Genomic DNA, 22,349 nt, shown 5'->3' with positions numbered 1-22,349 from the left:
AGCTCCACCTCCCGCCACATACCCGTCACGGAGTATGGTCCCGGCTCGAGGCCGGGACGACGGCGAGGGCTTACCGCACCAGGATGTTGCGGAACTGCCAGGGATCGGACGTATCGATGTCCTCCGGGAACAGGCCGGGGCGATCGTTCAGCGGCGTCCAGTCCGTGTAGTAGCCCTTGACCGGGCCGAGATACGGCGACTGGATCTCCAGGCAGCGGCGGAAGTCCATCTCGTCGGCCTCGACGATGCCGGCGGTTGGGTTTTCCAGCGCCCACACCATGCCGGCGAGCACGGCCGAGGACACCTGCATGCCGGTGGCGTTCTGATAGGGCGCGATGCGGCGGGTCTCTTCGATCGACAGCTGCGAGCCGTACCAATAGGCGTTCTTGCCGTGGCCGTAGAGCAGCACGCCGAGCTCGTCGATGCCGTCGACGATCTCGTTCTCGTCGAGGATGTGCCACTTCTCCTGCATCTTGCCGGTGGCGCCGAAGATCTCGTGCAGCGACAGCACCGCGTCGTTGGCCGGGTGATAGGCGTAGTGGCAGGTCGGGCGGTACACCACCTTGTCGCCGTCGCGCACGGTGTAATAGTCGGCGATCGAGATCGACTCGTTGTGGGTCACCAGGAAGCCGTATTGCGCGCCCGGGGTCGGGCACCACGAGCGGACGCGGGTGTTGGCGCCGGGCTGCAGCAGGTAGATCGCAGCGCCGCAGCCCTCGGTGTGGCAGCGGCCGTTCTCTGGCATCCACTTCTCGTGCGTGCCCCAGCCGAGCTCGGCCGGCTGCAGACCCTCGGACACGAAGCCCTCGACCGACCAGGTGTTGACGAACACGTCCATCGGCTTCGGATTCTTTGATCGCTGGGTGTCGCGCTCGGCGATGTGGATGCCCTTGACGCCGAGCTTCTGCATCAGCTGCGCCCAGCCCTCGCGGCTCTTCGGCTCGACGATCTCGGTCTTGGTGTCCTTGGCGATGTTCAGCAGCGCCTGCTTGACGAACCAGGAGACCATGCCGGGATTGGCGCCGCAGGTCGAAACGGCGGTGGTGCCGCCCGGGCTCTTGCGGCGCGCAGCCAGCAGCGTCTCGCGCAGCGCGTAGTTGGAGCGCTGCTCGACACCCTTCTGCTTGTCGAAATAGAAGCCGAGCCACGGCTCGACGACGGTGTCGATGTAGAGCGCACCGATCTCGCGGCACATCGTCATGATGTCGACCGAGGAGGTGTCGACCGAGAGATTGACGCAGAAGCCCTGGCCGCCGCCTGCGGTGAGCAGCGGCACCAAGAGCTCGCGATAATTGTCGCGGGTCACGCCCTGCTGGATGAAGCGCACGCCATGCTTCTTCGCCAGCGCGCCATCGTCATGCGGATCGATGATGACGAAGCGGCTCTTGTCGTACTCGAAATGGCGTTCGATCAAAGGCAGAGTGCCCTTGCCGATCGAGCCGAAGCCGATCATCACGATGGGGCCGGTGATCTTCGCGTGGATCTGCGAGCTCATGAATGGTTCTCCGCGAAAGGTGCGTGTGATGGATGGATTCAGGCGGCGCGCGCCTTCAGATGCCTCGCCGCGTTTAGGAGCCGCGGCGCTTGGCGGTGACTTCGATCTCGACCTTCATCTCGGGCTTGAGCAGCGCGGCGACGACCAGCAGCGTTGCGGCGGGGCGGATGTCGCCGAGGACCTCGCCGCAGACCGCAAAATGCGCGTCGGCGTCGCTGACGTCGGTCAGGTAGTAGGTCGCGCGGACGATATCGGCCATCTCGAACCCGCCCTCCTGCAGGGCGGCCGCGATGGTCTTGAAGCAGTTGCGTGACTGGCTCGTGACATCGGCCGGCATCGTCATCGTGCTGTAGTCATAGCCGGTGGTCCCGGCGACGAAGGCGAAGTCGCCATCGATCACCGCGCGGCTGTAGCCGGCGGTCTTCTCGAACGGTGATCCGGTAGAGATCAGGCGGCGGGACATGACGGACCTCGTGGGGGGGATTTTCGGGGGTTAAAGAGCTTTTGCTGCACCTGCGCAACCCCTCGCGGGGCTGCTGCGGCGCCCGTTGCCGGAATGCCTAACGCAGGCGGGTGACGTCGGGTCCGGCGGGCGGGCCGCTGCTCCAGCGCCGGACCATGATGTCGCGAACGATCATGATCCCGAGCAGGATCAGCAGGAGCGTTGGCAACAGCGTTCGCCGCCGCGGCGTGGCCGCCGCCCTGGTCCTCACGCCGCGCACGATATCTGCCGCTCGCGGCGCGAGCGGCGGGCCTTGCGCTCGGCCGCTCCCGTGGCGACGATCATGCCGGTCGCCCCGTGCAGCGCGCCATCGACCAGCTCGAGCCCGAGCAGGCGCTCGCGCGCGAACGCACCAGGCAGCTCCAGCTCGGCGGTCTGCGCGACCGAGAAGCCGAAGCGGGCGTAGTAGGGCGCATCACCGAGCAGGATCACCGCGCCATGGCCGCGCGACGCCGCGATCATCAGCGCGGCATTCATCAGCGCCGCACCGACGCCGAGGCTGCGCGCCTCGGCGGCGACCGCCAGCGGGCCGAGCATCAGCGCGTCGCGTCCGCCGGCGCTGACGTGCCACAGCCGCAGCGTTCCCACGAGGACGCCGCCGCGCGTCGCCGACAAGGCGAGGCCTGCGGCGGGCGCGCGTCCGTCGCGCAGGCGCTGGCAGGTGCGCTCATGGCGATTGTCGCCAAAGCAGGCATCGAGCAGCGTCTCGCGCGCCGGGACGTCGGAGGCACGCTCGGCACGGATCACGAACGGAGCGGCAGTCCGAAGCGGCGTGGTCGAAGGGATGCGAAAAGCGGTCATGGCACGTCAGTCCCCGGCCTGCGCGGCGGACCTTGGGCTCGCGCGCAAACACGTGATGTCAGGTTGAAGATGACGGTGGATCGCTCCCTCCCCCGCTTGCGGGGGAGGGTCGGGGTGGGGGCAGCCCCACCCGAGGCTCTTGCCCATCTCACCCGCGCAGGGGCGAGGGCAGCCAGATCAGATGTGATAGGTCTTCAGCGGGGGGATGCCGTTGAAGGCCACCGACGCGTAGGTCGAGGTATACGCCCCGGTCCCCTCGATCAGCACCTTGTCGCCGATCGAGAGCGTCACCGGCAGCGGATACGGCAGCTTCTCGTACATCACGTCAGCCGAATCGCAGGTCGGGCCGGCGAGCACGCACGGGGTCATCTCCGCGCCCTCATGCGGCGTGCGGATGGCGTAGCGGATCGACTCGTCCATCGTCTCGGCGAGACCGCCGAACTTGCCGATGTCGAGATAGACCCAGCGCAGCTCGTCCTCGTCGCTCTTCTTCGAGATCAGCACCACTTCCGACTCGATGATCCCGGCATTGCCGACCATGCCGCGGCCCGGCTCGATGATCGTCTCCGGGATCTGGTTGCCGAAATGCTTGCGCAGCGCACGGAAGATCGAGCGGCCGTACTGCACGACCGGCGGCACGTCCTTCAGGTACTTGGTCGGGAAGCCCCCGCCCATGTTGACCATGGTCAGGTTGATGCCGCGCTCGGCGCAGTCACGGAACACCGTCGAGGCCATCGCCAGCGCGCGGTCCCACGCCTTCACCTTGCGCTGCTGCGAGCCGACATGGAACGAGATGCCGCACGGCTCCAGGCCCAGCCGCTTCGCCAGGTCCAGCACTTCGACCGCCATCTCGGGATCACAGCCGAACTTGCGCGACAGCGGCCACTCGGCGCCGGCGCAATCGTACAGGATGCGGCAGAACACCTTCGCGCCCGGCGCTGCGCGCGCGATCTTCTCGACCTCGGCGGCGCAGTCGACGGCGAAGAGGCGGATGCCGAGCGCATAGGCGCGCGCGATGTCCCGCTCCTTCTTGATGGTGTTGCCATAGGAGATGCGGTCCGGCGTCGCACCGGCGGCCAGCGCCATCTCGATCTCGGCGACGGTCGCCGTGTCGAAGGAGGAGCCGAGCGAGGCGAGCAGCGACAGCACTTCCGGCGCCGGGTTGGCCTTGACCGCGTAGAACACGCGGCTGTCCGGCAACGCCCGAGCGAAGCTCATGTAGTTGTCGCGCACGATCTCGAGGTCGACGACGAGACAGGGCTCGTGGTCCAGACCTTCCTCGCGGCGGTTGCGCAGGAATTCCCGGATACGTTCGGTCATAGCACCCTCCAAACGGCCCCAGCGACGAGACCCGTTCAAAATGATCCCGACACGGGTGCCTTGGCGTTGCCGCCCGATGGAAAGGCGACAAAACCTCGAACCCGTAGCCGAATTGTGCTGCCGTGGATTGGTTGGGAATTTCCCGCCCGCACACCTGGCAATGAAGGACAAGCCTTTTCAGTAGCCCGCGCCGGCTTTGGACTGCCGGTAGAGACCAAAAAAGCCCGATCCGTCGTTGCTTTAAGTCGCGTCCCCCGTTGAGAGCGGGGTGCGCCGGTTCGCCTCCGGCTGCCAGTCACGGTTGCAAAAGATGGGGTGACCTTCAGCGGCATCTCTTGAGAGAGATGCTGGGCTCTGGAGCATGACGATCTCGATCATGGTGATCTTGACCGCAACGATCCGAGGGCCCCTCGGTTCCTCATCCCTTGGCGGCTGTCCGGCCTCTTGTCCGGATACCTACCGACTGACACACGACCACAGGCACGTGCGAAATTGGGCAGAAGCGGAAATAAGCGTTTTGAATTTCGTTCGCAAGGCATTTTTGGACGCGGGGAAAGATTTCCCTCATCTGTGCTTGCGCGACACACAGAGCGGCGTCGATGTCTGAACGAACGTTAAGCGAGCTTAAACTTTCGTAACGCGTTCACGCTTGCAGGACAGTGTTTTTGTGCTGTTCACGCGCGCCTGGTGAAAGGCTCGATGCGCTGCGCGCCGCGGATGAAGCCGATCATCACGAACACGCCGATCGCGAACAGCACGGCTTGAACGATGTGCGCGCCGCTATCGCCGAGCCCGAACAGAATCGCCAGCGCCCAGCCGCCGGCGAAGGCCGCACCGAACACTTCGGCACCGATCAGGATCGCCGCCGAGATGACGGTGATCACGGTCGGCCAAGCGATCTGGCGGCCGGCTTTGGAGGTGGTCTCTGCGTTCATGGTCCAGGTCCTGTTGCGGGCCGCAATCTCTCCGAAAAGGCCCGGCCCTTCAAGGGGAAATGACCCAAAAAGGGCCGGCTCCGTGATATGAGGGGCGCATCGAACTTCCGGGAGAGGACGGACCCCAGCCGATGTCAGACACCACCGCTGTGATCGACGCCCAGACCAACCCGCTGCTCGTGGCCTGGGAGACCCCCCACCAGACACCGCCCTTCGACGCGATCAGGCCCGAGCACTTCCTGCCGGCCTTCGAGCGCGCCTTCGCCGACCATTCCGCCGAAATCACCGCGATCACTCACGATCCGGCCGAGCCCGACTTCGCCAACACCATCACGGCGCTGGAGCGCTCGGGCAAGCTGCTGTCGAAGGTCGCGGCGGTGTTCTACGACTTGGTGTCGGCGCATTCGAACCCGGCGATTCTGGAGATCGACAAGGACGTGTCGCTGCGGATGGCGCGGCACTGGAACCCGATCATGATGAATGCCGTGCTGTTTGGCCGCATCGCGCTGCTCTATGACAACCGCAAGGACCTCAAGCTCACCGGTGAGGAGCAGCGGCTCCTGGAGCGCACCTACACCCGCTTCCGCCGTGCCGGCGCCGGCCTGTCCGATGACGACAAGGTGCGGATGGCCGAGATCAACGAGAAGCTCGCCCAGCTCGGCACCACCTTCAGCCACCACGTGCTCGGCGACGAGCAGGACTGGGTCCTCGAGCTCGGCGAGGACGACCGTGCCGGCCTGTCCGAGAGCTTCGTGGCTGCCGCCAAGGCTGCGGCGGAAGAGCGCGGCATGCCCGGCAAGGCGATCGTGACCCTGTCGCGCTCCTCGGTCGAGCCGTTCCTGCAGAGCTCCGCCCGCCGCGACCTCCGCGAGAAGGTGTTCAAGGCGTTCACCGCGCGCGGCGACAATGGCAATTCCAACGACAACAACGCCGTCATCGGCGAGATCCTGGCGTTGCGCGAGCAGGCCGCCAGGATCATGGGCTTTCCCAACTTCGCCGCCTATCGCCTCGAGGATTCCATGGCGAAGACGCCGGAGGCGGTGCGCGGCCTCTTGGAGCGGGTCTGGAAGCCGGCCCGCGCCAAGGCGCTGGCCGACCGCGACCAGTTGCAGGCGATGATCACGGCGGAGGGCGGCAACTTCAAGCTTGAGGCCTGGGATTGGCGTTACTATGCCGAGAAGCTGCGCCAGGCGAAGGCCAACTTCGACGACGCGGCGATCAAGCCGTATCTTTCGCTCGATAACATGATCGCGGCCGCCTTCGATTGCGCCACGCGGCTGTTCGGGATCACCTTCGCCGAGCGCAAGGACATCCCGGTCTGGCATCCGGACGTCCGGGTGTGGGAGATCAAGGCGGCCGATGGCAGCCACAAGGCGCTGTTCTATGGCGATTACTTTGCGCGCTCGTCGAAGCGCTCCGGCGCCTGGATGACCTCGCTGCGCGACCAGCAGAAGCTCGACGGCGACACCGCGCCCTTGATCATCAACGTCTGCAACTTCGCCAAGGGCGCGGACGGCCAGCCCTCGCTGCTGTCGCCGGACGATGCGCGCACGCTGTTCCACGAGTTCGGCCACGGCCTGCACGGTATCCTGTCCAACGTGACCTATCCGTCGCTGTCGGGCACTGCCGTGTTCACCGACTTCGTCGAGCTGCCGTCGCAGCTCTACGAGCACTGGCAGGAGCGCCCCGAGGTGCTGCAAACCTTCGCGCGTCACTACCAGACCGGCGAGCCGCTGCCGCAGGACCTGCTCGACCGCTTCCTGGCGGCGCGCCGCTTCAACCAGGGCTTTGCCACGGTCGAGTTCGTCTCCTCGGCGCTGATCGACCTCGAGTTCCACACCCAGCCGGCATCGGCTTCGAAGCATGTGCGCGCGTTCGAAAAGGCCGAGATGGAGAAGATCGGCATGCCGCCCGAGATCGCGCTGCGCCACCGGCCGACTCAATTCGGCCATATCTTCTCGGGAGACCACTATGCGGCGGGCTATTACAGCTACATGTGGTCGGAGGTGATGGATGCGGATGCCTTCGGCGCCTTCGAGGAAGCCGGCAACATCTTCGATCCCACCGTCGCCAAGCGGCTTCACGACAACGTCTATTCCTCGGGCGGCTCGCTCGATCCGGAAGCGGCGTATGTCGCGTTCCGGGGCCGCGAGCCCGAGCCCGACGCGCTGCTCCGCCGACGTGGCCTGCTCGATGTCCCCGCGGCGGCTTGAGGTGAAGGGGATGGCGGTGGTTCGTTTCGTTCTCGGTGCGCTGATGCTCGTGCTCGGCGCGAGCGCGGCGAGCGCCCATCCGCATGTCTGGGTCACAGCGACCAGCGAGCTGCTCTACGCGGCCGACGGTTCGCTGACCGGCGTGCGGCACGCCTGGACCTTCGACGACATGTTCGCGACCTACGCACTGCAGGGCCTCGAGACCAAGCAGAAGGGCGTCTACACCCGCGAGGAGCTGGCGCCGCTGGCGCAGACCAATGCCGAGTCGCTGAAGGAATATGCCTATTTCACGTTCATCAAGTCCGACGGCCGCAAGCAGAAGCTCGAGGATCCCGTCGACTACTACCTCGAATACAAGGACACCAAGCTGACCTTGCACTTCACTCTGCCGCTGAAGGCGCCGGTGAAGCCCAGGGAGCTTCAGGTCGAGGTGTACGATCCCAGCTATTTCATCGATTTCCAGATGGCGGAGAAGGATCCCGTCAAGCTGGTCAGTGCTCCCGCCGGCTGCAAGTTCGGCCTGGTGAGACCGAGCGACGGCGGCTCCGTCGCGCAGACCATGAACGAACAGACATTCCTGAGCGGCGGGGCGAACGCCAATTTCGGAATGAATTTCGCCAACAAGATCTCAGTGGAATGTCCATGACACCTCGCCCCAGCTCCGCCCGTCCGCTCCTCACCTGCGCTGCGATCCTCGCAGCGCTTCTCGCCGCCGACGCCGCCTCGCATGCGCTGCTCGCCAAGCCGCCATTCGGCGCGCCGGCGGAGCCGCAGGTCGGCGGCATCGTCGGCTGGCTGCTCGCCAAGCAATCGGAGTTCTACCGGCAGATGTCGGGGGCGATCCGCTCGGCCAAGCAAGATGGCTCGGCGGTGTGGTGGCTGCTGGCGATCTCGTTCGCCTACGGCATCTTCCATGCGGCCGGTCCCGGCCACGGCAAGGCCGTGATCGCGTCCTATCTCGTCGCCAACCAGGAGACGGCAAAGCGCGGCATCGTGCTCTCGTTCGCCTCGGGCCTGATGCAGTCGCTGGTCGCGGTCGTCATCGTCGGCATCGGTGCCGTGCTGCTCAACGCCACGGCTGCGAACATGTGCAGCGCCGAGAAGGTGGTGGAGATTGCAAGCTACGGCCTGATCGCGCTGCTCGGCGCACGTCTGGTCTGGGTCAAGGGCGCGGCATTCCTGCGCACCTGGCAGCCGGCGGCGCCGGCACTGGCCTTGGCGGGCGCGCCTGCGGCGGCGGTGGCGCCGTCAGTGCATGATCATGGCCATGCGCATGATCATCAGCACCGCGCGCCTCATCATGATCATCACGGTCATGATCACCATCATGGTCACGACCACCACGGCCACGATCATCATCACCACGATCATGCGGACGCCCATGCTGCGGCGGCGCATGGTCACGCTGCTCACGATCACGTCCACCACGATCACGTTCACGGCGATGATTGCGGTTGCGGCCATTCCCACGGGCCCGCGCCGAGCGAGCTCGCCGGTCCCGGCGGCTGGCAGCGCGGCTTCCAGGCGATCTTCGCCGCGGGCATCCGCCCGTGCTCGGGCGCGATCCTGGTGCTGGTGTTCGCGCTGGCGCAGGGCCTGTTCTGGGCCGGCGTCGCTGCGACCTTCGTGATGGGCATGGGCACGGCGGTGACCGTGGCGACCATTGCGGTGCTCGCCGTCGCCGCCAAGGACGTCGCCCGCCGGCTCAGCGCCGGCCGCGACGGCGGTGGCGCGCTGATCATGCGCGGCCTGGAGTTCGGCGCGGCCGGGCTGGTGCTGCTGTTCGGTGTCGGCCTGCTGTTCGGCTACATGGCGGCGGAACGCACGACCTGCTTCTGAGCGGACAGCGCCCAGCGACTACGCGTCTGCCCACCACATCCGCCACGGCGTACTGGATGCCCCGCCTGCGCGGGGCATGACAGCGGTGGATGTGGCCCAGATCGCGCAACACCACGAGTGTCGTCCCGGCCTTGAGCCGGGACCCATACTCCGCGGCGGTCGTGAGGCGCGAGCACGTAGTTGCCCGCCTGCCTCAAACCGCTCCCTGTGGTTATGGGTCCCGGCTCAAGGCCGGGACGACAGCGAGGGTGCGGATGCGGTGTTGCCATGCCCCTGCGGCCGCAGCGCGCGTCCCAAGGCCATCAGCGGGAAGTAGTGGCGGTACATGCCGTAGCGGAGCATGAAGGCGCGGGACAGTTCCGGGCCCTGCATCAGCCGTTCCTGCAACGAGGGATCGTTCAGCTTGATGGTCTGGCCGACGCCGTAGCCGGGGAAGCCGGTGCCGGTGAACTCCGGCTCGTCCCAGGTGCCGGCGGACTGGCGTTCGACCAGCCACAGGCAGCCGCGCTCGATGGCTTCCTTGTCCTGCGGACGGTTGGCGGCGAGCAGTGCCATCAGCGCCCAGGCGGTCTGCGACGCGGTGGTGGTGCCGCGCCCGACCGCGCTGACATCCATGTAGGACGCGCAGCTCTCGCCCCAGCCGCCGTCCGGCTGCTGATGGGCGACGAGCCAGTCGCAGGCGCGGCCGATATAGGGTTGCGTCATGTCCTCGCCGATCGCGGCCAGCGCCGGCAGCACGGCGCCGGTGCCGTAGACGTAGTTGACGCCCCAGCGGCCGAACCATGGACCGCTCGGCTCCTGCTCCCTTCGGATGTAGTCCAGCGCGCGCACCATGGCGGGATGGTTGCGCGAGATGCCGAGCTTGCCGAACGCCTCGACGATATGCGCGGTGACGTCGACCGACGGCGGATCGAGCGCCTCGCCGTAGTCGCAGAACGGAATCTTGGTCAGGATCTGCTGGTTGTTGTCCTTGTCGAACGCGCCCCAGCCGCCGCCGTGGCTCTGCATGCCGATCAGCCAGTCGACGCCGAGCTGAATGGCCTCGTCGATGCCTTTCGCCTTCCACTTGGGGTCATGCCGCAGCGGCGCCAGCGCGATCAGCGCGACCGCGGTGTCGTCGGTGTCGGGATAGTAGTTGTTGGCGTATTCGAACGCCCAGCCGCCGGGCTTGACGTGCGGCAGCTTCATCGACCAGTCGCCGGGCACCCGCACCTGGCGCTCCAGCACCCAGTTCACCGCATTGTCCACGGCTTCCGGATAATCGCCGAGCACGCCGGCATCGTCGAAGGCGAGCAAAGTGAGGATCGTGTCCCACACCGGGCTGTTGGTCGCCTGGATGTAGGTGGCATCGCCAACATCGACCCGCCAGCCGGGATCGTTCAGGGCATCGAGGCCCTTGGCGAGAACGGGGTGATTGAGCGGATAGCCCTCGGCATAGAGCGCCATCAGGCCGTAGATCCAGGGCGGCTGGATGCCGCCCCAGGCGCCGTCGAAATCCTGATGGCGGATCATCCATTCCAGCACGCGGCTGGTCGCCGCCGGGCGAAACAGGCCGAGATTGAGCTTGTTGCCGAAGTTCTGCAGGGCATGCAGCACCTTGTCGGCGCCGCGGAAGAACTTGTCCCAGCCGCCGGCATTGGCCTTGACCGGCAGGTCGTAGCCGAACGCGTTGCGCCCATGCGGAAACAGCGCGTCGAGCCGGTTCTCGGGCGGCAGCGGCCGGCTCGGGCGCCGCGCCGACAGCACGGCGATCGGCATCAGGGTGGCGCGTGCCCATTGCGCGAAATTGTAGATCGAGAACGGAAACCAGAGCGGAAACCAGATCACTTCGGGCGGGATGTTCGGCGTCTTCTCCCACGGCCATTCGCCGATCAGCGCCAGCCAGTAGCGCGTGAACACGCGGATGTTGCGCAAGCCGCCCTTGGCCTCGATCCATTCGCGGGCGCGGCGCACCGGCGGCTCATCGTCGCGGAAGCCGAGCGAGCGCAGCGCGGCATAGGCCTCTACGGTCGCGTTGATGTCGCCATTGGGCGCGCCGAAATAGACCTGCCAGGCGCCGTCCGGGCGCTGGCTGTCGAGCAGCGACTGGCCCAGGCGCTTGCGCAGCGGATGGTCCTCGAGCCCCATGAACCACAGCGCCAGGCACCATTGCGCCTCCATGCAGGCGTTGGATTCGGCGCGGCCGACCCAGTGGCCGTCCGGCTTCTGGTTGGCGATCAGCCAGTCCGAAGCCGCCCGCACCGTCGATTGCAGGGCGGTCTGGTAATTTCCCGGGTCGCGCGGCGCGCGCGCGGAAGCCGAGCTGGTCAAAGTCATCATCATCCCTCTGGCGGCCCGATAGCGCCGCTGCAGCCGTCGAATTCACCCCGCCCTATAGGGAATTTCGCCGTCAAATCCAATCAACTGGCCGTAGCAGGCCGGATCAAAGCGGAAACGAAAAGCGTACGGACCGAGGTCTTCAGCGCTCGTGGTTAGCACCTCGGCGGGGACAGGGATGTGACACCGCTCACGCGCGGGGACCGCGGCTTCCGCTCAAACCGGCAGGTAATTGCGCAGCAAAGGCAGGAAGAAGATCGCGACCGTGATCAGGAAGCCGATCGCCCACAGGATCGAGCGCAGCGACGGCCGGTCGCCGACGTAGGTCAGGACGTAGGCGACGCGCACGATCAGGAACAGCACCGACAGCTCGTTGATCAGGTTCTGCGGTGCACCGCGGAACTCGGCCAGCAGCACCGCGGCGGCAAAGAACGGGAACGCCTCGATGCCGTTCTGGTGGGCGCCCAGCGCCCGCTCGCGGATGCCGCCGTCATAAAAAGAGGGATCGCGGGGCCTGGCATTGTCGTAGCGCCCGGCGCCGTCGACCTTGATCCATTTCGCCGGCACGATCGTTAAAAGGTAGAGTATTACGCTGGCGAAAATGCACCATTCTGCAATCGTCATGGCTCCTCCAGCCCGATGACATCGGTGAAATGGCCCTTATCTTGACAATGTCGAAACAAGCCGCCAAGCCACGCCCTTCACCAGTCACAGGCATCATGACCGCCGCCATCTCCCTCGACAATGCCAGGCCTGTCGATGCCAAGGCTCTTGATGCGAAGCCGTTGCCGGCCGCGAGCACGTCACGCGTCGGCGTGCTGCTGGCCAATCTCGGGACGCCGGATACGGCCGACGCCGCCGGCGTGCGGGTGTACCTGAAAGAGTTCCTGTCCGACCGCCGCGTCATCGAGGACCAGGGCCTGCTGTGGAAGATCATCCTCAACGGGATCATCCTCAACGTCCGGCCGCGCAAGAAGGCGAAGGACTACCAGTCGATCTGGAACACCGAGAAGAACGAATCGCCGCTGAAGACGATCACCCGCGCGCAGAGCGAGAAGCTGGCCGCTGCGATCGCCGACCGCAGCCACGTCCTCGTCGACTGGGCGATGCGCTACGGCAATCCGTCGATCAAGGCCGGTGTCGATGGCCTGATGGCCAAAGGCTGTGACCGCATCCTGGTCGTGCCGCTGTATCCGCAATATTCGGCCGCGACCTCGGCCACCGTGTGCGACGAGGCGTTCCGCGTCCTGACCGAGCTGCGGGCGCAGCCGACCATCCGGGTGACGCCGCCCTATTACAACGACGATTTCTACATCGAGGCGCTGGCGGTCTCGATCGAGGACCATCTGAAGACGCTGCCGTACACGCCCGAGCTGGTCGTGGCGTCGTTCCACGGCATGCCGAAGGAATATGTCGACAAGGGCGACCCCTATCGCGAGCAGTGCGTCGCCACCACCGAGCTGCTGCGCAAGCGGCTCGGCATGGACGACACCAAGCTGCTGCTGACCTTCCAGTCGCGTTTCGGCTTCTCGGAGTGGCTGCAGCCCTACACCGACAAGACCATCGAGAAGCTCGCCAAGGACGGCGTCAAGCGCATCGCCGTGGTGATGCCCGGCTTCGCCGCGGACTGCCTGGAGACACTGGAGGAGATCTCCGGCGAGAACTGCGAGATCTTCAAGCACAATGGCGGCGAGGAATTCTCCGCCGTGCCGTGCCTGAACGACAGCGCGCCGGGCATGGAGGTGCTGCGGCAGCTGGTGCTGCGCGAGCTGCAGGGTTGGCTGTAACGGGCTGGCTCTGAGCCGGCCCGCCGGCGCTTCTCTGCCTTCGGCTAGGTGAGCCGTGCGGCGGCGCAAGGTTAATGCCGCTGCAACCTTCGAAAATACTTTCCTGAACCGCGCCTAGCGAATCCCCGACAAAATCATGCAGCAATCCCTAGATTGTGATGGCTGCAGAGGCTGGTGAGGGGACGACCGTCTCCTCCCTTGGAGGATCCATGAGCGGTTTCGACATTTTCGCCATAGCGCTGGTGCTGCTGGTCATCTTCACGCTGTATTCCGGCGTGAAGACCGTGCCACAGGGGTTCGACTGGACCGTCGAGCGGTTCGGCAAATACACCCGCACCTTGTCGCCGGGCCTCAACATCATCGTGCCCTTCTTCGATCGCATCGGGCGCAAGATCAACATGATGGAGCAGGTGATCGACATCCCCGAGCAGGAGGTCATCACCAAGGACAACGCCACCGTGACGGTCGACGGCGTCGCCTTCTACCAGGTGTTCGACGCCGCCAAGGCGAGCTACGAGGTGTCGAACCTCAACCAGGCGATCGTCACGCTGACCATGACCAACATCCGCTCGGTGATGGGCGCGATGGATCTCGACCAGGTGCTGTCGCATCGCGACGAGATCAACGAGCGGCTGCTGCGGGTCGTCGACGCCGCGGTGTCGCCGTGGGGCCTCAAGGTGAACCGGATCGAGATCAAGGACATCGTGCCGCCGGCCGATCTGGTCGAGGCGATGGGCCGTCAGATGAAGGCCGAGCGCGTCAAGCGCGCCGACATCCTGCAGGCCGAGGGCCAGCGCCAGTCGGAGATTCTGCGCGCGGAAGGTGCGAAGCAGAGCCAGATCCTGCAGGCGGAGGGCCGCCGCGAATCGGCCTTTCTCGATGCCCAGGCGCGCGAGCGCGCGGCCGAAGCCGAGGCCAAGGCGACGCAGATGGTGTCGGACGCGATCGGCAAGGGCGATGTCGCCGCGCTCAACTACTTCATCGCGGACAAATACATCAAGGCATTCGGCCAGCTCGCCGATTCACCGAACCAGAAGGTGATCATGCTGCCGCTGGAGGCGACGGGCATGCTGGCCTCGCTCGCCGGCATCGGCGAGATCGCCAAGGCGACGTTCGGCGAGAGCGCGGCTTCGGCCGTGGCCGCCGCGCGCCGCGGCGGTTCGGTGCCGTCGGCGGGGACGCCGCCGGCGCCGCCCGTGCCGCCGCGGACGTAGAGCGAAGGAGGCGATCATGAGCGACATGTTCGTCACGCTCGGCACCTGGAACTGGCTGATCTTCGGCATCATCCTGATGGCGCTGGAGCTGCTCGCGCCGGGCATCTTCCTGTTCTGGCTGGGACTCGCGGCCCTGCTGGTCGGCCTGATCTCGTTCGTCGTCGCGCCGGGATGGCAGCTGCAGATCCTGCTGTTCGCGCTGTTCGCGATCGCGGCCGTGCCGCTGTGGCGGCGGCTGGCGCGCGCCAACGCGGCGCCATCGCAGGACAATCCGTTCCTCAACCGCCGCTCGGCCGCGCTGGTCGGCCGCGAGTTCACCCTGGAGAAGCCGATCGTTGGCGGCAACGGCACCGTGCGCATCGACGACACGGTGTGGCGCGTCGCCGGCCCGGACACGCCCGCCGGCAGCCGCGTGCGCATCGTGCAGGCGGACGGCGCACATCTGACGGTGACAGCGGCGTAGTTCGTTGCGCTGTGAGATACCCTCCCCTTGTGGGAGAGGGCATCTCCGGCTCATCAACATACTCGGTCGGGTGAGGGATTCTCTCCACGACTACGCGCGTGGAGAGAACCCCTCACCCGACCGAGCTTGCCGCGCTGTGCTACATGCAAAAGCCCTCACAAGGGGAGAGGGCGCATTTATGAGCACCGCGTGCTTCCTTTTGATAGTTGAGCGCCGCAATGCCTGCTGCTCAGTTCTGCAGCCGGACGCCCAGCATCACCACCGTGCCCGACGAACCGGCGCCGGCGATGTTGGAATCGAGCTTGTCGTAGCGCAGCGTGCCCTTCACCCACACGTTCCGTGACATCTTGTAGACGAGGTTGCCTTCGGCCGAATAGGTGCGGTCGCTGCGGCCGTAGCCCTGATAGTCGAGCGTGCCGAAGCTGAACTTGCCGATGCCGGTCAGCCAGCGGCGGAAATCGTGATCGACCTGCACCGTGTAGGTGCGCACCAGCACGCCGGAGGCGCCGGCCACCGTGGTCTCCGCGAGCTGCGTGTCGGAGAGAAAGCGCGCGGTGGTCAGCGGCGTCGCCGACCACACCAGCGAGGCCGTGGTCAGGAAGCCCTGCAGCCGGTTCAGCCGCGGGTCGACATAGCTGCGCGTGGCATAGCCGAGCGAGACCTCGCCGGTCAGCAGCCGGGTGAACTCGAACGAGGTGCCGGCCTTGGCGTAGCCGCCGGAGGAATCGCGCTGATAGCCGGAACGGTCGATCCGCTCATCGTGCACGCGGCTGTCGCCCTGGATTTCCGTGAAGGGCTTCAGGCCGGGCATGACCTCATAGGACACCCGGCCGATGCCGCCGAACTGGTTGTAGTTGCGGTCATCGTTCGACGTCATCGTGCCGTCGGTCAGCTTGCTCTGCTGATAGCTGGTGCGATCGGCGGTGGCGCCGGCCGAGACCTGCAGCCGGTTGAAGCGCTGGTCGATGCCTAAGGTGGTGCCGAGCGTGGTGTAGACCGGATAGCGCGACAATCCGGCCTGCACGCTGGGGCTGCCGGGATTGTCGGTCGCCGCGCGCAGGCGGAGCTGGGCGCCGATCGAGGTGTCGCGCGTGATATCGAGGCGGCCGTCGACATGGCCGGTGAAGTCGGGGCGGTCGAGCGTGGTCGGCGCCGAGTTGATGCCGCCGTCCATGACGGCCGGCAGAGTGCTGCCATAGCCGGTGAAGGATCCCCTGAGGTCGGCGACGAGGGCGTGACGCTCCCAGTTCGACACCGCCAGGAATTCCGGCGCGATCACCCAGGCCGGCATGCCGCGCGGCCTGGCGAGGCGGGCCGGGTTGCTGTCATAGCCGGCGGAGAGCTCGACCGCGCCTTTGATCAGGAACGGCCCGGCGTAGTCGCCGACCGCGCCGAACGGGTCGTCGTCGATCCTGAGGCGCTTGCGCGGCGGCTGGCCGGGGACGGTGCCCGCCATCGCGGGCGGCAGCGGCTGCCGGTTGGCGGAGGCCGAGGGCGGCAAGGTCGGGCGCACCTGGCCGGTGAGCTCGCCGGACGGCGGTGTGCCGGGGCCCGGCGCCGGCTTGGGCCGCGCCTGGGCGGGATAGTATTTCGGCTTCTTGCGGGTGCGATTCAGCGAATCATAGCCGACATCGGATGCGCCGCTGGCCGCGGGCACACCGGGCAGGGGGACCAGATTTCGTCGTGCGGCCGAGCTGGCCGGCGCAGGCGTCGCGGGCAGCCCTGGCGTCGGGACGGCATCGGTCAGGCCGCTGACCACGGTCCGCCGCAACGGGGAGTCCTGCGGAGCCAGGAAGCCGTCGCGCACCGGCCGGAACACGTCGATGGTCTGGGAGCGGGCGGCCTCGGGGCCGAGCGCGGCGAGCAGCAGGCATGCGGCGGACGCGCCGCGCCACACCGCGCGCCTTCGCGCGCGCCTCGCGCGGCCGCTGTCAGGCCTCCACCCCACGATGAAAATACTCCAACAAAATCAATTGCGTCGTCGGGACGCCCGCGCCGCCGGCAAACCGCGTCGTTAAGGGAGTAAAAACAAATATGGTTAATGGGCTGTTGATGGCGCCTTGCTGCCTTACCCATGCTAAAGAGCGGCGCCTGACTGTTCAGCCCTGGAAGTCCGCATGCCGAGATCGAAGCCGTTGCCCGACACCGCTCCCGCCAACGCAGATATCCAGTCGGCACTGCGCACGCTCGACGCCGGCAGCAACGGCATTGCCGCGATCTCCGCGGCGCTATCCGGGCCCTTGGGAGCAGCCTTCGCCGCTGCCGTCGAGCTGATCCGCCAAGCCAAGGGCCGGGCGATCCTCACCGGCCTCGGTAAGTCCGGCCACGTCGCCCGCAAGATGGCCGCAACCCTCGCCTCGACCGGCACGCCCGCCTTCTTCGTCCATTCCGCCGAGGCCGGCCATGGCGATCTCGGCATGATCACCTCGGACGACGTCGTCATCGCGCTGTCGTGGTCCGGCGAGCAGCCGGAGATGAAGACGCTGGTCAACTATACCAAGCGCTTCGCCATCCCGCTGATCGCGGTCACCTCCAATGCGCAATCGTCGCTGGGGGAGGCGGCGCGCATCGTGCTGGAGCTGCCGAAGGCGCGCGAGGCCTGTCCGCACAATCTGGCGCCGACCACCTCGACCCTGATGCAGGCCGCGATCGGCGATGCGCTCGCGATCGCGCTGCTCGAAGGCCGCGGCTTCACCGCGCTCGAATTCGCCAATTTCCATCCGGGCGGCAAGCTCGGCGCCATGCTCAAACATATCTCCGATCTGATGCGCTCGGGCGACGCGGTGCCGCTGAAGCCGCTCGGCACCGGCATGGCCGATGCGCTTGCTGAGATGTCGGCCAAGGGTCTGGGCTGCGTCATCATCGTCGATGGCCGTGGCCATGTCGCCGGCATCATCACCGACGGCGACCTCCGCCGGAAGATGCGTGCCGACCTGCTGTCCGTCTCGGTCGACGAGATCATGACCGCGAACCCGCGCACCGTGCGCCGCGAGGCGCTGGCCTCCGAGGCGCTGGAGATCCTGAACTCCGCCAAGATCACGACCCTGATCGTGACCGACGGCGCCAAGCCGGTCGGCATCCTGCACATGCACGATCTGTTGCGGGCAGGGGTGGCGTGACCTTCCCACCATGACCGACCGTTTCGATCTCGACAGATATCTCGCCCGCATCGGCTATCGCGGCCCGCTGACGCCGACGTTCCAGACGCTCGCCGGATTGCAGGCCGCCCATGTCGATGCCATCGCTTTCGAAGGCATCGATCCGCTGCTCGGCCGGCCCGTGAACATCGATCTCGCCTCGGTCCAGGCCAAGATCGTCGACGGCCGTCGGGGCGGCTATTGCTTCGAGCAGAACGCGCTGTTCAAGGCCGCGCTCGAGGCGATCGGCTTTGCGGTGACGCCGCTCTCGGCGCGGGTGCGCTGGCGGCTCGATGCCGACGCGCCACTGACGCCGCGCACGCACATGATGCTGAAGGTCGACCTGCCGGAGGGGCCGTACATCGCCGATGTCGGTTTCGGCTCCTGCCTGCTCGATACGCCGCTGCAGATGGTTGCCGACATCGAGCAGCCGACCGCGATGGGGACGTTCCGTCTGACGCTCTCCGATGGGCTGTATTGGCTCGCGGCGAGGCAGCCGGCCGGCTGGCGCACGATGTACGTCTTCGACCTCGCGCCGCAGATTCATGCCGACTACGTGCTCGGCAACTGGTTCACCTCGACCAGCCCGTTGACGCCGTTCACCTCGATGCTGATCCTGGAGCGGTTGACATCAGAGGCGCGCTACAAGCTGGTCAATCGCCGCCTGGTCATCGAGGCGCGCGATGGCGAGGTGAGGAGCGAGCAGATCATCGAAACGCCCGAGACGCTGCGCAGCGTCATCGAGGAGGTGTTCGGGCTGACACCTCCGGTGTCCGTCGATGTGATCTGGGCGCGCATCGAGGGTTGACGGGAAGGCGTTGCGATGGCGGATGAGTTTCAGCTGGAGTCCTATCTCGCCCGCATCGCCTATCGCGGGCCGCTCGCGCCCGACCTGGCGACGCTCGCAGCGCTGCAGGCCGCGCATGTCGACGCGCTGCCGTTCGAGGCGCTCGATCCGCTGATGGGCCGTTCCGTCCATGTCGACCTGCCGTCCGTGCAGCAGAAGCTCGTGCTCGGCCGCCGCGGCGGCTACTGCTTCGAGCAGAACGTGCTGTTCCAGGCCGCGCTGGAAGCGATCGGATTCAAGGTCAACGGCCTGACGGGGCGCGTGCGCTGGCGCTCGGCGCCATCAGATCCGCTCGGGCCGCGCCAGCACATGATGCTGCTCGTCGAGGTCGACGGCCATCCGCATCTCGTCGATGTCGGCTTCGGCATCTGCATGATGGATGCGCCCATCCGTCTCGAGATCGGGCCCGAGCAGCAGACGCCGATGGGGACGTTTCGCATCGGCACGTGGGACGGACTCTACACGGTCAGCGCAAAGCAGCCGGCGGGCTGGCGCATGATGTACGCCTTCGATCTCGCGCCGCAGATCCATGCCGACTACGTGCTCGGCAACTGGTACACCTCGACCAGCCCGAACGTGCCGGCCACGCATACGCTGATGATGGAGCGTGTCGAGCCTCGTGTGCGGCACAAGCTGGTCAGCCGCCGCTATCAGCGGCAGGCGCGCGATGGCGAGGTGATCGAGGAGCGGATCATCGAGACCGCCGGCGAGCTTGGCCGTCTCATCGACGACATCTTCCGTGTGACGCCCCCGGTGCCGGTCGAAGACATCTGGGCGCGGACGTCGAGCTGATCGCGTTGCAGGTTGCACGCGATGTTCTGTGATCGAACGTGCGTTGCGGCCGCGCATGCGAGCACGAGTCGCTGCGGAACTTTTTCGCGTGTCGTGCGGAATTTGACGGGAATGCCGGCCCTCTCATTGTGTTTATGTTAAGAGTCGCACCCTTAGGTTGCGGGAACCGGAGGGGCTCGCGGCTGCCAGCCGTCGAACAATGGGGATCGTCCAGCATGACTGACATCGTGATGCACGCGACGCGATCAATCCTGCAGAGTGTGTCCGCGCGGGGCTGCCCTCACCGAACACGGCCGCATCCTTCCTGACATCGGAGCCGCGCACCGCGGCTCATCCGAGCTGGCCTCACGGCCAGGACGGGTGGGGGCTTCACGGTTGCAACGTCGACCTTGACGCTTCGACGCTCATCCGATCGATCATGAGACCACGGCCTGACCTGCCACTTCAGGCCGAGCGGAGACTCTCGTCGAGGAAGCCCCCATCCCTTTTTTTGTTGTCCGTGCAATGAATGCTGCAAATTGGATTGGAGCTGCAAGCGACGCAATCGGTGCGCTCCCCTCCCCCTTGCGGGGAGGGATCGGGGGTGGGGGTCCCCGAGTCACGTTCGATCTGATGAGAGCTGAATTCTCTATCCGTGAGTAGGGCGCATGCTGAGCTCGATAGTCTCACCGCGTCATTGCGAGCGCAGCGAAGCAATCCAGAGTCGGTTGCGCGGCTCTGGATTGCTTCGTCGCTTTGCTCCTCGGAAGCTCATAGCTGACTTCAGAAGAAGAGGGCGACGAAAGCGGTGACTGCCTTGGGCATGTTCTTCGGCATGTTCTTGGGCATGTTGAAGCGCCGGCGGATCCAACGCTGTTCGGCGCCCGGTGACCCCCACCCCCGACCCCTCCCCGCAAGGGGGAGGGGAGCACACCGGCGTCGGGGTGGGCAGTCGGGCTAAGGCTGATCTACAGCACGTCCACTACACTCCGCGCTCAGCGCGGCAGCTCGGTCTTGCCCATAAGGAACTTGTCGACGGCCTGGGCGCACAAGCGGCCCTCGCGGATCGCCCAGACCACCAGCGACTGGCCGCGCCGCATGTCGCCGGCGGAGAAGACCTTCGGCAGCGAGGTCTGGTAGTCGGTCAGGTTGGCCTTGACGTTGCCGCGCGGGTCGAGGTCGACGCCAAGGCTCTTGAGCAGACCCTCGTGCACCGGATGCACGAAGCCCATCGCCAGCAGCACGAGGTCGGCTGCGAGCTCGAACTCGGTGCCCGGGATCGGCTTGAACTGGGCGTCGACGCGGACGCAGTGCATCTTCTTGACCGCGCCGTTCTCACCCTCGAACTTCTGCGTCAGCACCGCGAACTCGCGCATCGCGCCCTCGGCCTGGCTCGACGATGTCCGCATCTTCAGCGGCCAGTTCGGCCAGGTCAGCGCCTTGTCCTCGCGCTCCGGCGGGGCCGGCATGATCTCGAGCTGGGTCACGGAGAGCGCGCCCTGGCGCAGCGAGGTGCCGATGCAGTCGCTGCCGGTGTCGCCGCCGCCGATCACGACGACATGCTTGCCGCCGGCGAGGATCTCGGTCGCATTCACCGGCTCGTTGCCGACGCGGCGGTTCTGCTGCGGCAGGAAGTCCATCGCGTAATGAATGCCGGCGAGATCGCGGCCGGGGATCGGCAGGTCGCGCGGGGCTTCCGCGCCGCCGGTCAGCGCCACGGCGTCGTAATCCTTCAGCAGCGTCTTGGCATCGAGGCCATCCTTGCCGCCGACATTGACGCCGTAGTGGAAGACGACGCCTTCGCCTTCCATCTGCGCGATGCGGCGGTCGATGATACCCTTCTCCATCTTGAAGTCGGGAATGCCGTAGCGCAGCAGACCGCCGGCCTTGGCGTGCTTCTCATAGACATGCACCTCGTGTCCGGCGCGCGCCAGCTGCTGCGCGGCTGCGAGACCGGCCGGACCCGCGCCGACGACCGCGACCTTCTTGCCGGTCTTGACGGAGGCCGGCTCCGGCTTCAGCCAGCCATTCTCCCAGGCCTTGTCGACGATGGCGCATTCGATCGTCTTGATGGTCACCGGGTTGTCGTCGATGTTCAAGGTACACGACGCCTCGCACGGGGCAGGGCAGATGCGGCCGGTGAACTCCGGGAAGTTGTTGGTCGAGTGCAGGTTGCGCGACGCCTCTTCCCAGTTGCCGTTGTAGACGAGGTCGTTCCAGTCCGGGATCTGGTTGTTGACCGGGCAGCCGGTGGTGCCCGGCGCGGCCGAGCCCGTGCCGTGGCAGTAGGGGATGCCGCAATTCATGCAGCGCGCCGCCTGGTCGCGCAGCTCCTTCTCGGAGAGCGGCACCACGAACTCGTTGAAGTTCTTCAGACGCTCGGCAACCGGCGCGTACTTGCGATCGTGCCGCTCGATTTCGAGAAAACCTGTGACCTTGCCCATGACCTACGACGTCCCTGACTGCTCGGGCCTCATGGTTCGAGACGGCGCTTTCGCGCCTCCTCACCATGAGGGTTTGCTCCTACTTCTCCTCACCCTGAGGAGCGGCGTCTTCGCCGCGTCTCGAAGGGTGAGGCCCCGCTCTCGGCCTCATGGTTCGAGACGGTGCTGCGCACCTCCTCACCATGAGGGTTTGCTCCTATTTTCTCCTCACCGCTGAGGAGCGGCGTCTTCGCCGCGTCTCGAAGGGTGAGGCCCCGCTCTCGGC

Annotated in this window: 18 protein-coding genes; 9 read left to right on the top strand and 9 right to left on the bottom strand. The window is 66.4% G+C overall.

Annotated features, from left to right (window positions below; genetic code table 11):
• Nucleotides 1-70 precede the first annotated feature (70 nt).
• The 5 genes from QX010_RS11860 to QX010_RS11840 form a co-directional block, all read right to left on the bottom strand.
• Nucleotides 71-1,495: a homospermidine synthase gene (locus tag QX010_RS11860; RefSeq protein ID WP_316179642.1), complete on the bottom strand. Its 1,425-nt coding sequence runs from the start codon at nucleotides 1,493-1,495 to the stop codon at nucleotides 71-73.
• A 73-nt stretch (nucleotides 1,496-1,568) separates the two neighbouring features.
• Entirely contained in the window at nucleotides 1,569-1,958 is a 390-nt protein-coding gene (locus QX010_RS11855; protein WP_316179640.1) for a RidA family protein, read from the bottom strand.
• Nucleotides 1,959-2,204: 246 nt separating this feature from the next.
• Complete coding sequence (locus QX010_RS11850; RefSeq protein WP_316179637.1) at nucleotides 2,205-2,798, bottom strand: N-acetyltransferase; 594 nt, start codon at nucleotides 2,796-2,798, stop codon at nucleotides 2,205-2,207.
• 177 nt (nucleotides 2,799-2,975) lie between these two features.
• On the bottom strand, nucleotides 2,976-4,118 hold the full coding sequence (locus QX010_RS11845) for a type III PLP-dependent enzyme (RefSeq protein ID WP_315716540.1): 1,143 nt from the start codon (nucleotides 4,116-4,118) through the stop codon (nucleotides 2,976-2,978).
• Nucleotides 4,119-4,792: 674 nt separating this feature from the next.
• A complete protein-coding gene (locus QX010_RS11840) occupies nucleotides 4,793-5,053 on the bottom strand; it encodes a hypothetical protein (RefSeq protein WP_315801799.1) in 261 nt (86 codons plus the stop codon).
• Between the two features lie 131 nt (nucleotides 5,054-5,184).
• Here QX010_RS11840 and QX010_RS11835 point away from each other — a divergent pair, with 131 nt between their 5' ends.
• Genes QX010_RS11835 through QX010_RS11825 form a run of 3 tightly spaced genes read left to right on the top strand, consistent with a single transcriptional unit; the run spans nucleotide 5,185 to nucleotide 9,105 of the window.
• Complete coding sequence (locus QX010_RS11835) at nucleotides 5,185-7,266, top strand: M3 family metallopeptidase (RefSeq protein WP_316179636.1); 2,082 nt, start codon at nucleotides 5,185-5,187, stop codon at nucleotides 7,264-7,266.
• Between the two features lie 10 nt (nucleotides 7,267-7,276).
• Complete coding sequence (locus QX010_RS11830) at nucleotides 7,277-7,912, top strand: DUF1007 family protein (protein WP_316179634.1); 636 nt, start codon at nucleotides 7,277-7,279, stop codon at nucleotides 7,910-7,912.
• Entirely contained in the window at nucleotides 7,909-9,105 is a 1,197-nt protein-coding gene (locus QX010_RS11825; protein WP_316179633.1) for a nickel/cobalt transporter, read from the top strand. Before QX010_RS11830 ends, QX010_RS11825 begins: the two co-directional genes overlap by 4 nt.
• A gap of 225 nt (nucleotides 9,106-9,330) precedes the next feature.
• Here the strand turns inward: QX010_RS11825 and shc are convergent, their stop codons facing one another.
• Nucleotides 9,331-11,421 (bottom strand): squalene--hopene cyclase, encoded by a 2,091-nt coding sequence (gene shc, locus QX010_RS11820; protein ID WP_316179631.1) that lies wholly within the window; start codon nucleotides 11,419-11,421, stop codon nucleotides 9,331-9,333.
• Between the two features lie 216 nt (nucleotides 11,422-11,637).
• A complete protein-coding gene (locus QX010_RS11815; RefSeq protein ID WP_316179630.1) occupies nucleotides 11,638-12,045 on the bottom strand; it encodes an MAPEG family protein in 408 nt (135 codons plus the stop codon).
• A gap of 95 nt (nucleotides 12,046-12,140) precedes the next feature.
• On the opposite strand from QX010_RS11815, the gene hemH reads away from it, so the two are divergent.
• The 3 genes from hemH (at nucleotide 12,141) to QX010_RS11800 (ending at nucleotide 14,885) form a co-directional block, all read left to right on the top strand.
• Nucleotides 12,141-13,208 (top strand): ferrochelatase, encoded by a 1,068-nt coding sequence (hemH, locus tag QX010_RS11810; RefSeq protein WP_316179628.1) that lies wholly within the window; start codon nucleotides 12,141-12,143, stop codon nucleotides 13,206-13,208.
• 209 nt (nucleotides 13,209-13,417) lie between these two features.
• The gene (locus QX010_RS11805) at nucleotides 13,418-14,422 is read left to right on the top strand and encodes an SPFH domain-containing protein (RefSeq protein ID WP_315801805.1); all 1,005 of its coding nucleotides are present in this window, start codon (nucleotides 13,418-13,420) and stop codon (nucleotides 14,420-14,422) included.
• Between the two features lie 16 nt (nucleotides 14,423-14,438).
• Nucleotides 14,439-14,885, top strand: a complete 447-nt coding sequence (locus QX010_RS11800; RefSeq protein ID WP_316179626.1) for an NfeD family protein — start codon at nucleotides 14,439-14,441, stop codon at nucleotides 14,883-14,885.
• Between the two features lie 229 nt (nucleotides 14,886-15,114).
• Here the strand turns inward: QX010_RS11800 and QX010_RS11795 are convergent, their stop codons facing one another.
• Nucleotides 15,115-16,833 carry an outer membrane beta-barrel protein gene (locus tag QX010_RS11795; RefSeq protein ID WP_316179624.1) on the bottom strand — a complete coding sequence of 573 codons (1,719 nt, stop codon included), beginning with the start codon at nucleotides 16,831-16,833 and terminating at the stop codon, nucleotides 15,115-15,117.
• Nucleotides 16,834-17,002: 169 nt separating this feature from the next.
• On the opposite strand from QX010_RS11795, the gene QX010_RS11790 reads away from it, so the two are divergent.
• From QX010_RS11790 to QX010_RS11780, 3 genes are read left to right on the top strand one after another with little or no spacing between them, the layout of a single operon-like run.
• A complete protein-coding gene (locus QX010_RS11790) occupies nucleotides 17,003-18,004 on the top strand; it encodes a KpsF/GutQ family sugar-phosphate isomerase (protein WP_315801808.1) in 1,002 nt (333 codons plus the stop codon).
• A gap of 10 nt (nucleotides 18,005-18,014) precedes the next feature.
• Entirely contained in the window at nucleotides 18,015-18,830 is an 816-nt protein-coding gene (locus QX010_RS11785; protein ID WP_316179622.1) for an arylamine N-acetyltransferase, read from the top strand.
• A gap of 15 nt (nucleotides 18,831-18,845) precedes the next feature.
• Entirely contained in the window at nucleotides 18,846-19,661 is an 816-nt protein-coding gene (locus QX010_RS11780) for an arylamine N-acetyltransferase family protein (RefSeq protein WP_315801810.1), read from the top strand.
• A gap of 974 nt (nucleotides 19,662-20,635) precedes the next feature.
• On the opposite strand, the gene QX010_RS11775 is transcribed toward QX010_RS11780, so the two are convergent.
• The gene (locus QX010_RS11775; protein ID WP_316179620.1) at nucleotides 20,636-22,084 is read right to left on the bottom strand and encodes a glutamate synthase subunit beta; all 1,449 of its coding nucleotides are present in this window, start codon (nucleotides 22,082-22,084) and stop codon (nucleotides 20,636-20,638) included.
• Nucleotides 22,085-22,349 lie beyond the last annotated feature (265 nt).

It is taken from the genome of Bradyrhizobium sp. SZCCHNRI1009, from assembly GCF_032487575.1.
Classification (GTDB): domain Bacteria; phylum Pseudomonadota; class Alphaproteobacteria; order Rhizobiales; family Xanthobacteraceae; genus Bradyrhizobium.
Note: the sequence above shows the minus strand (reverse complement) of the source record. Positions and strands in the feature narration are given on the sequence as shown.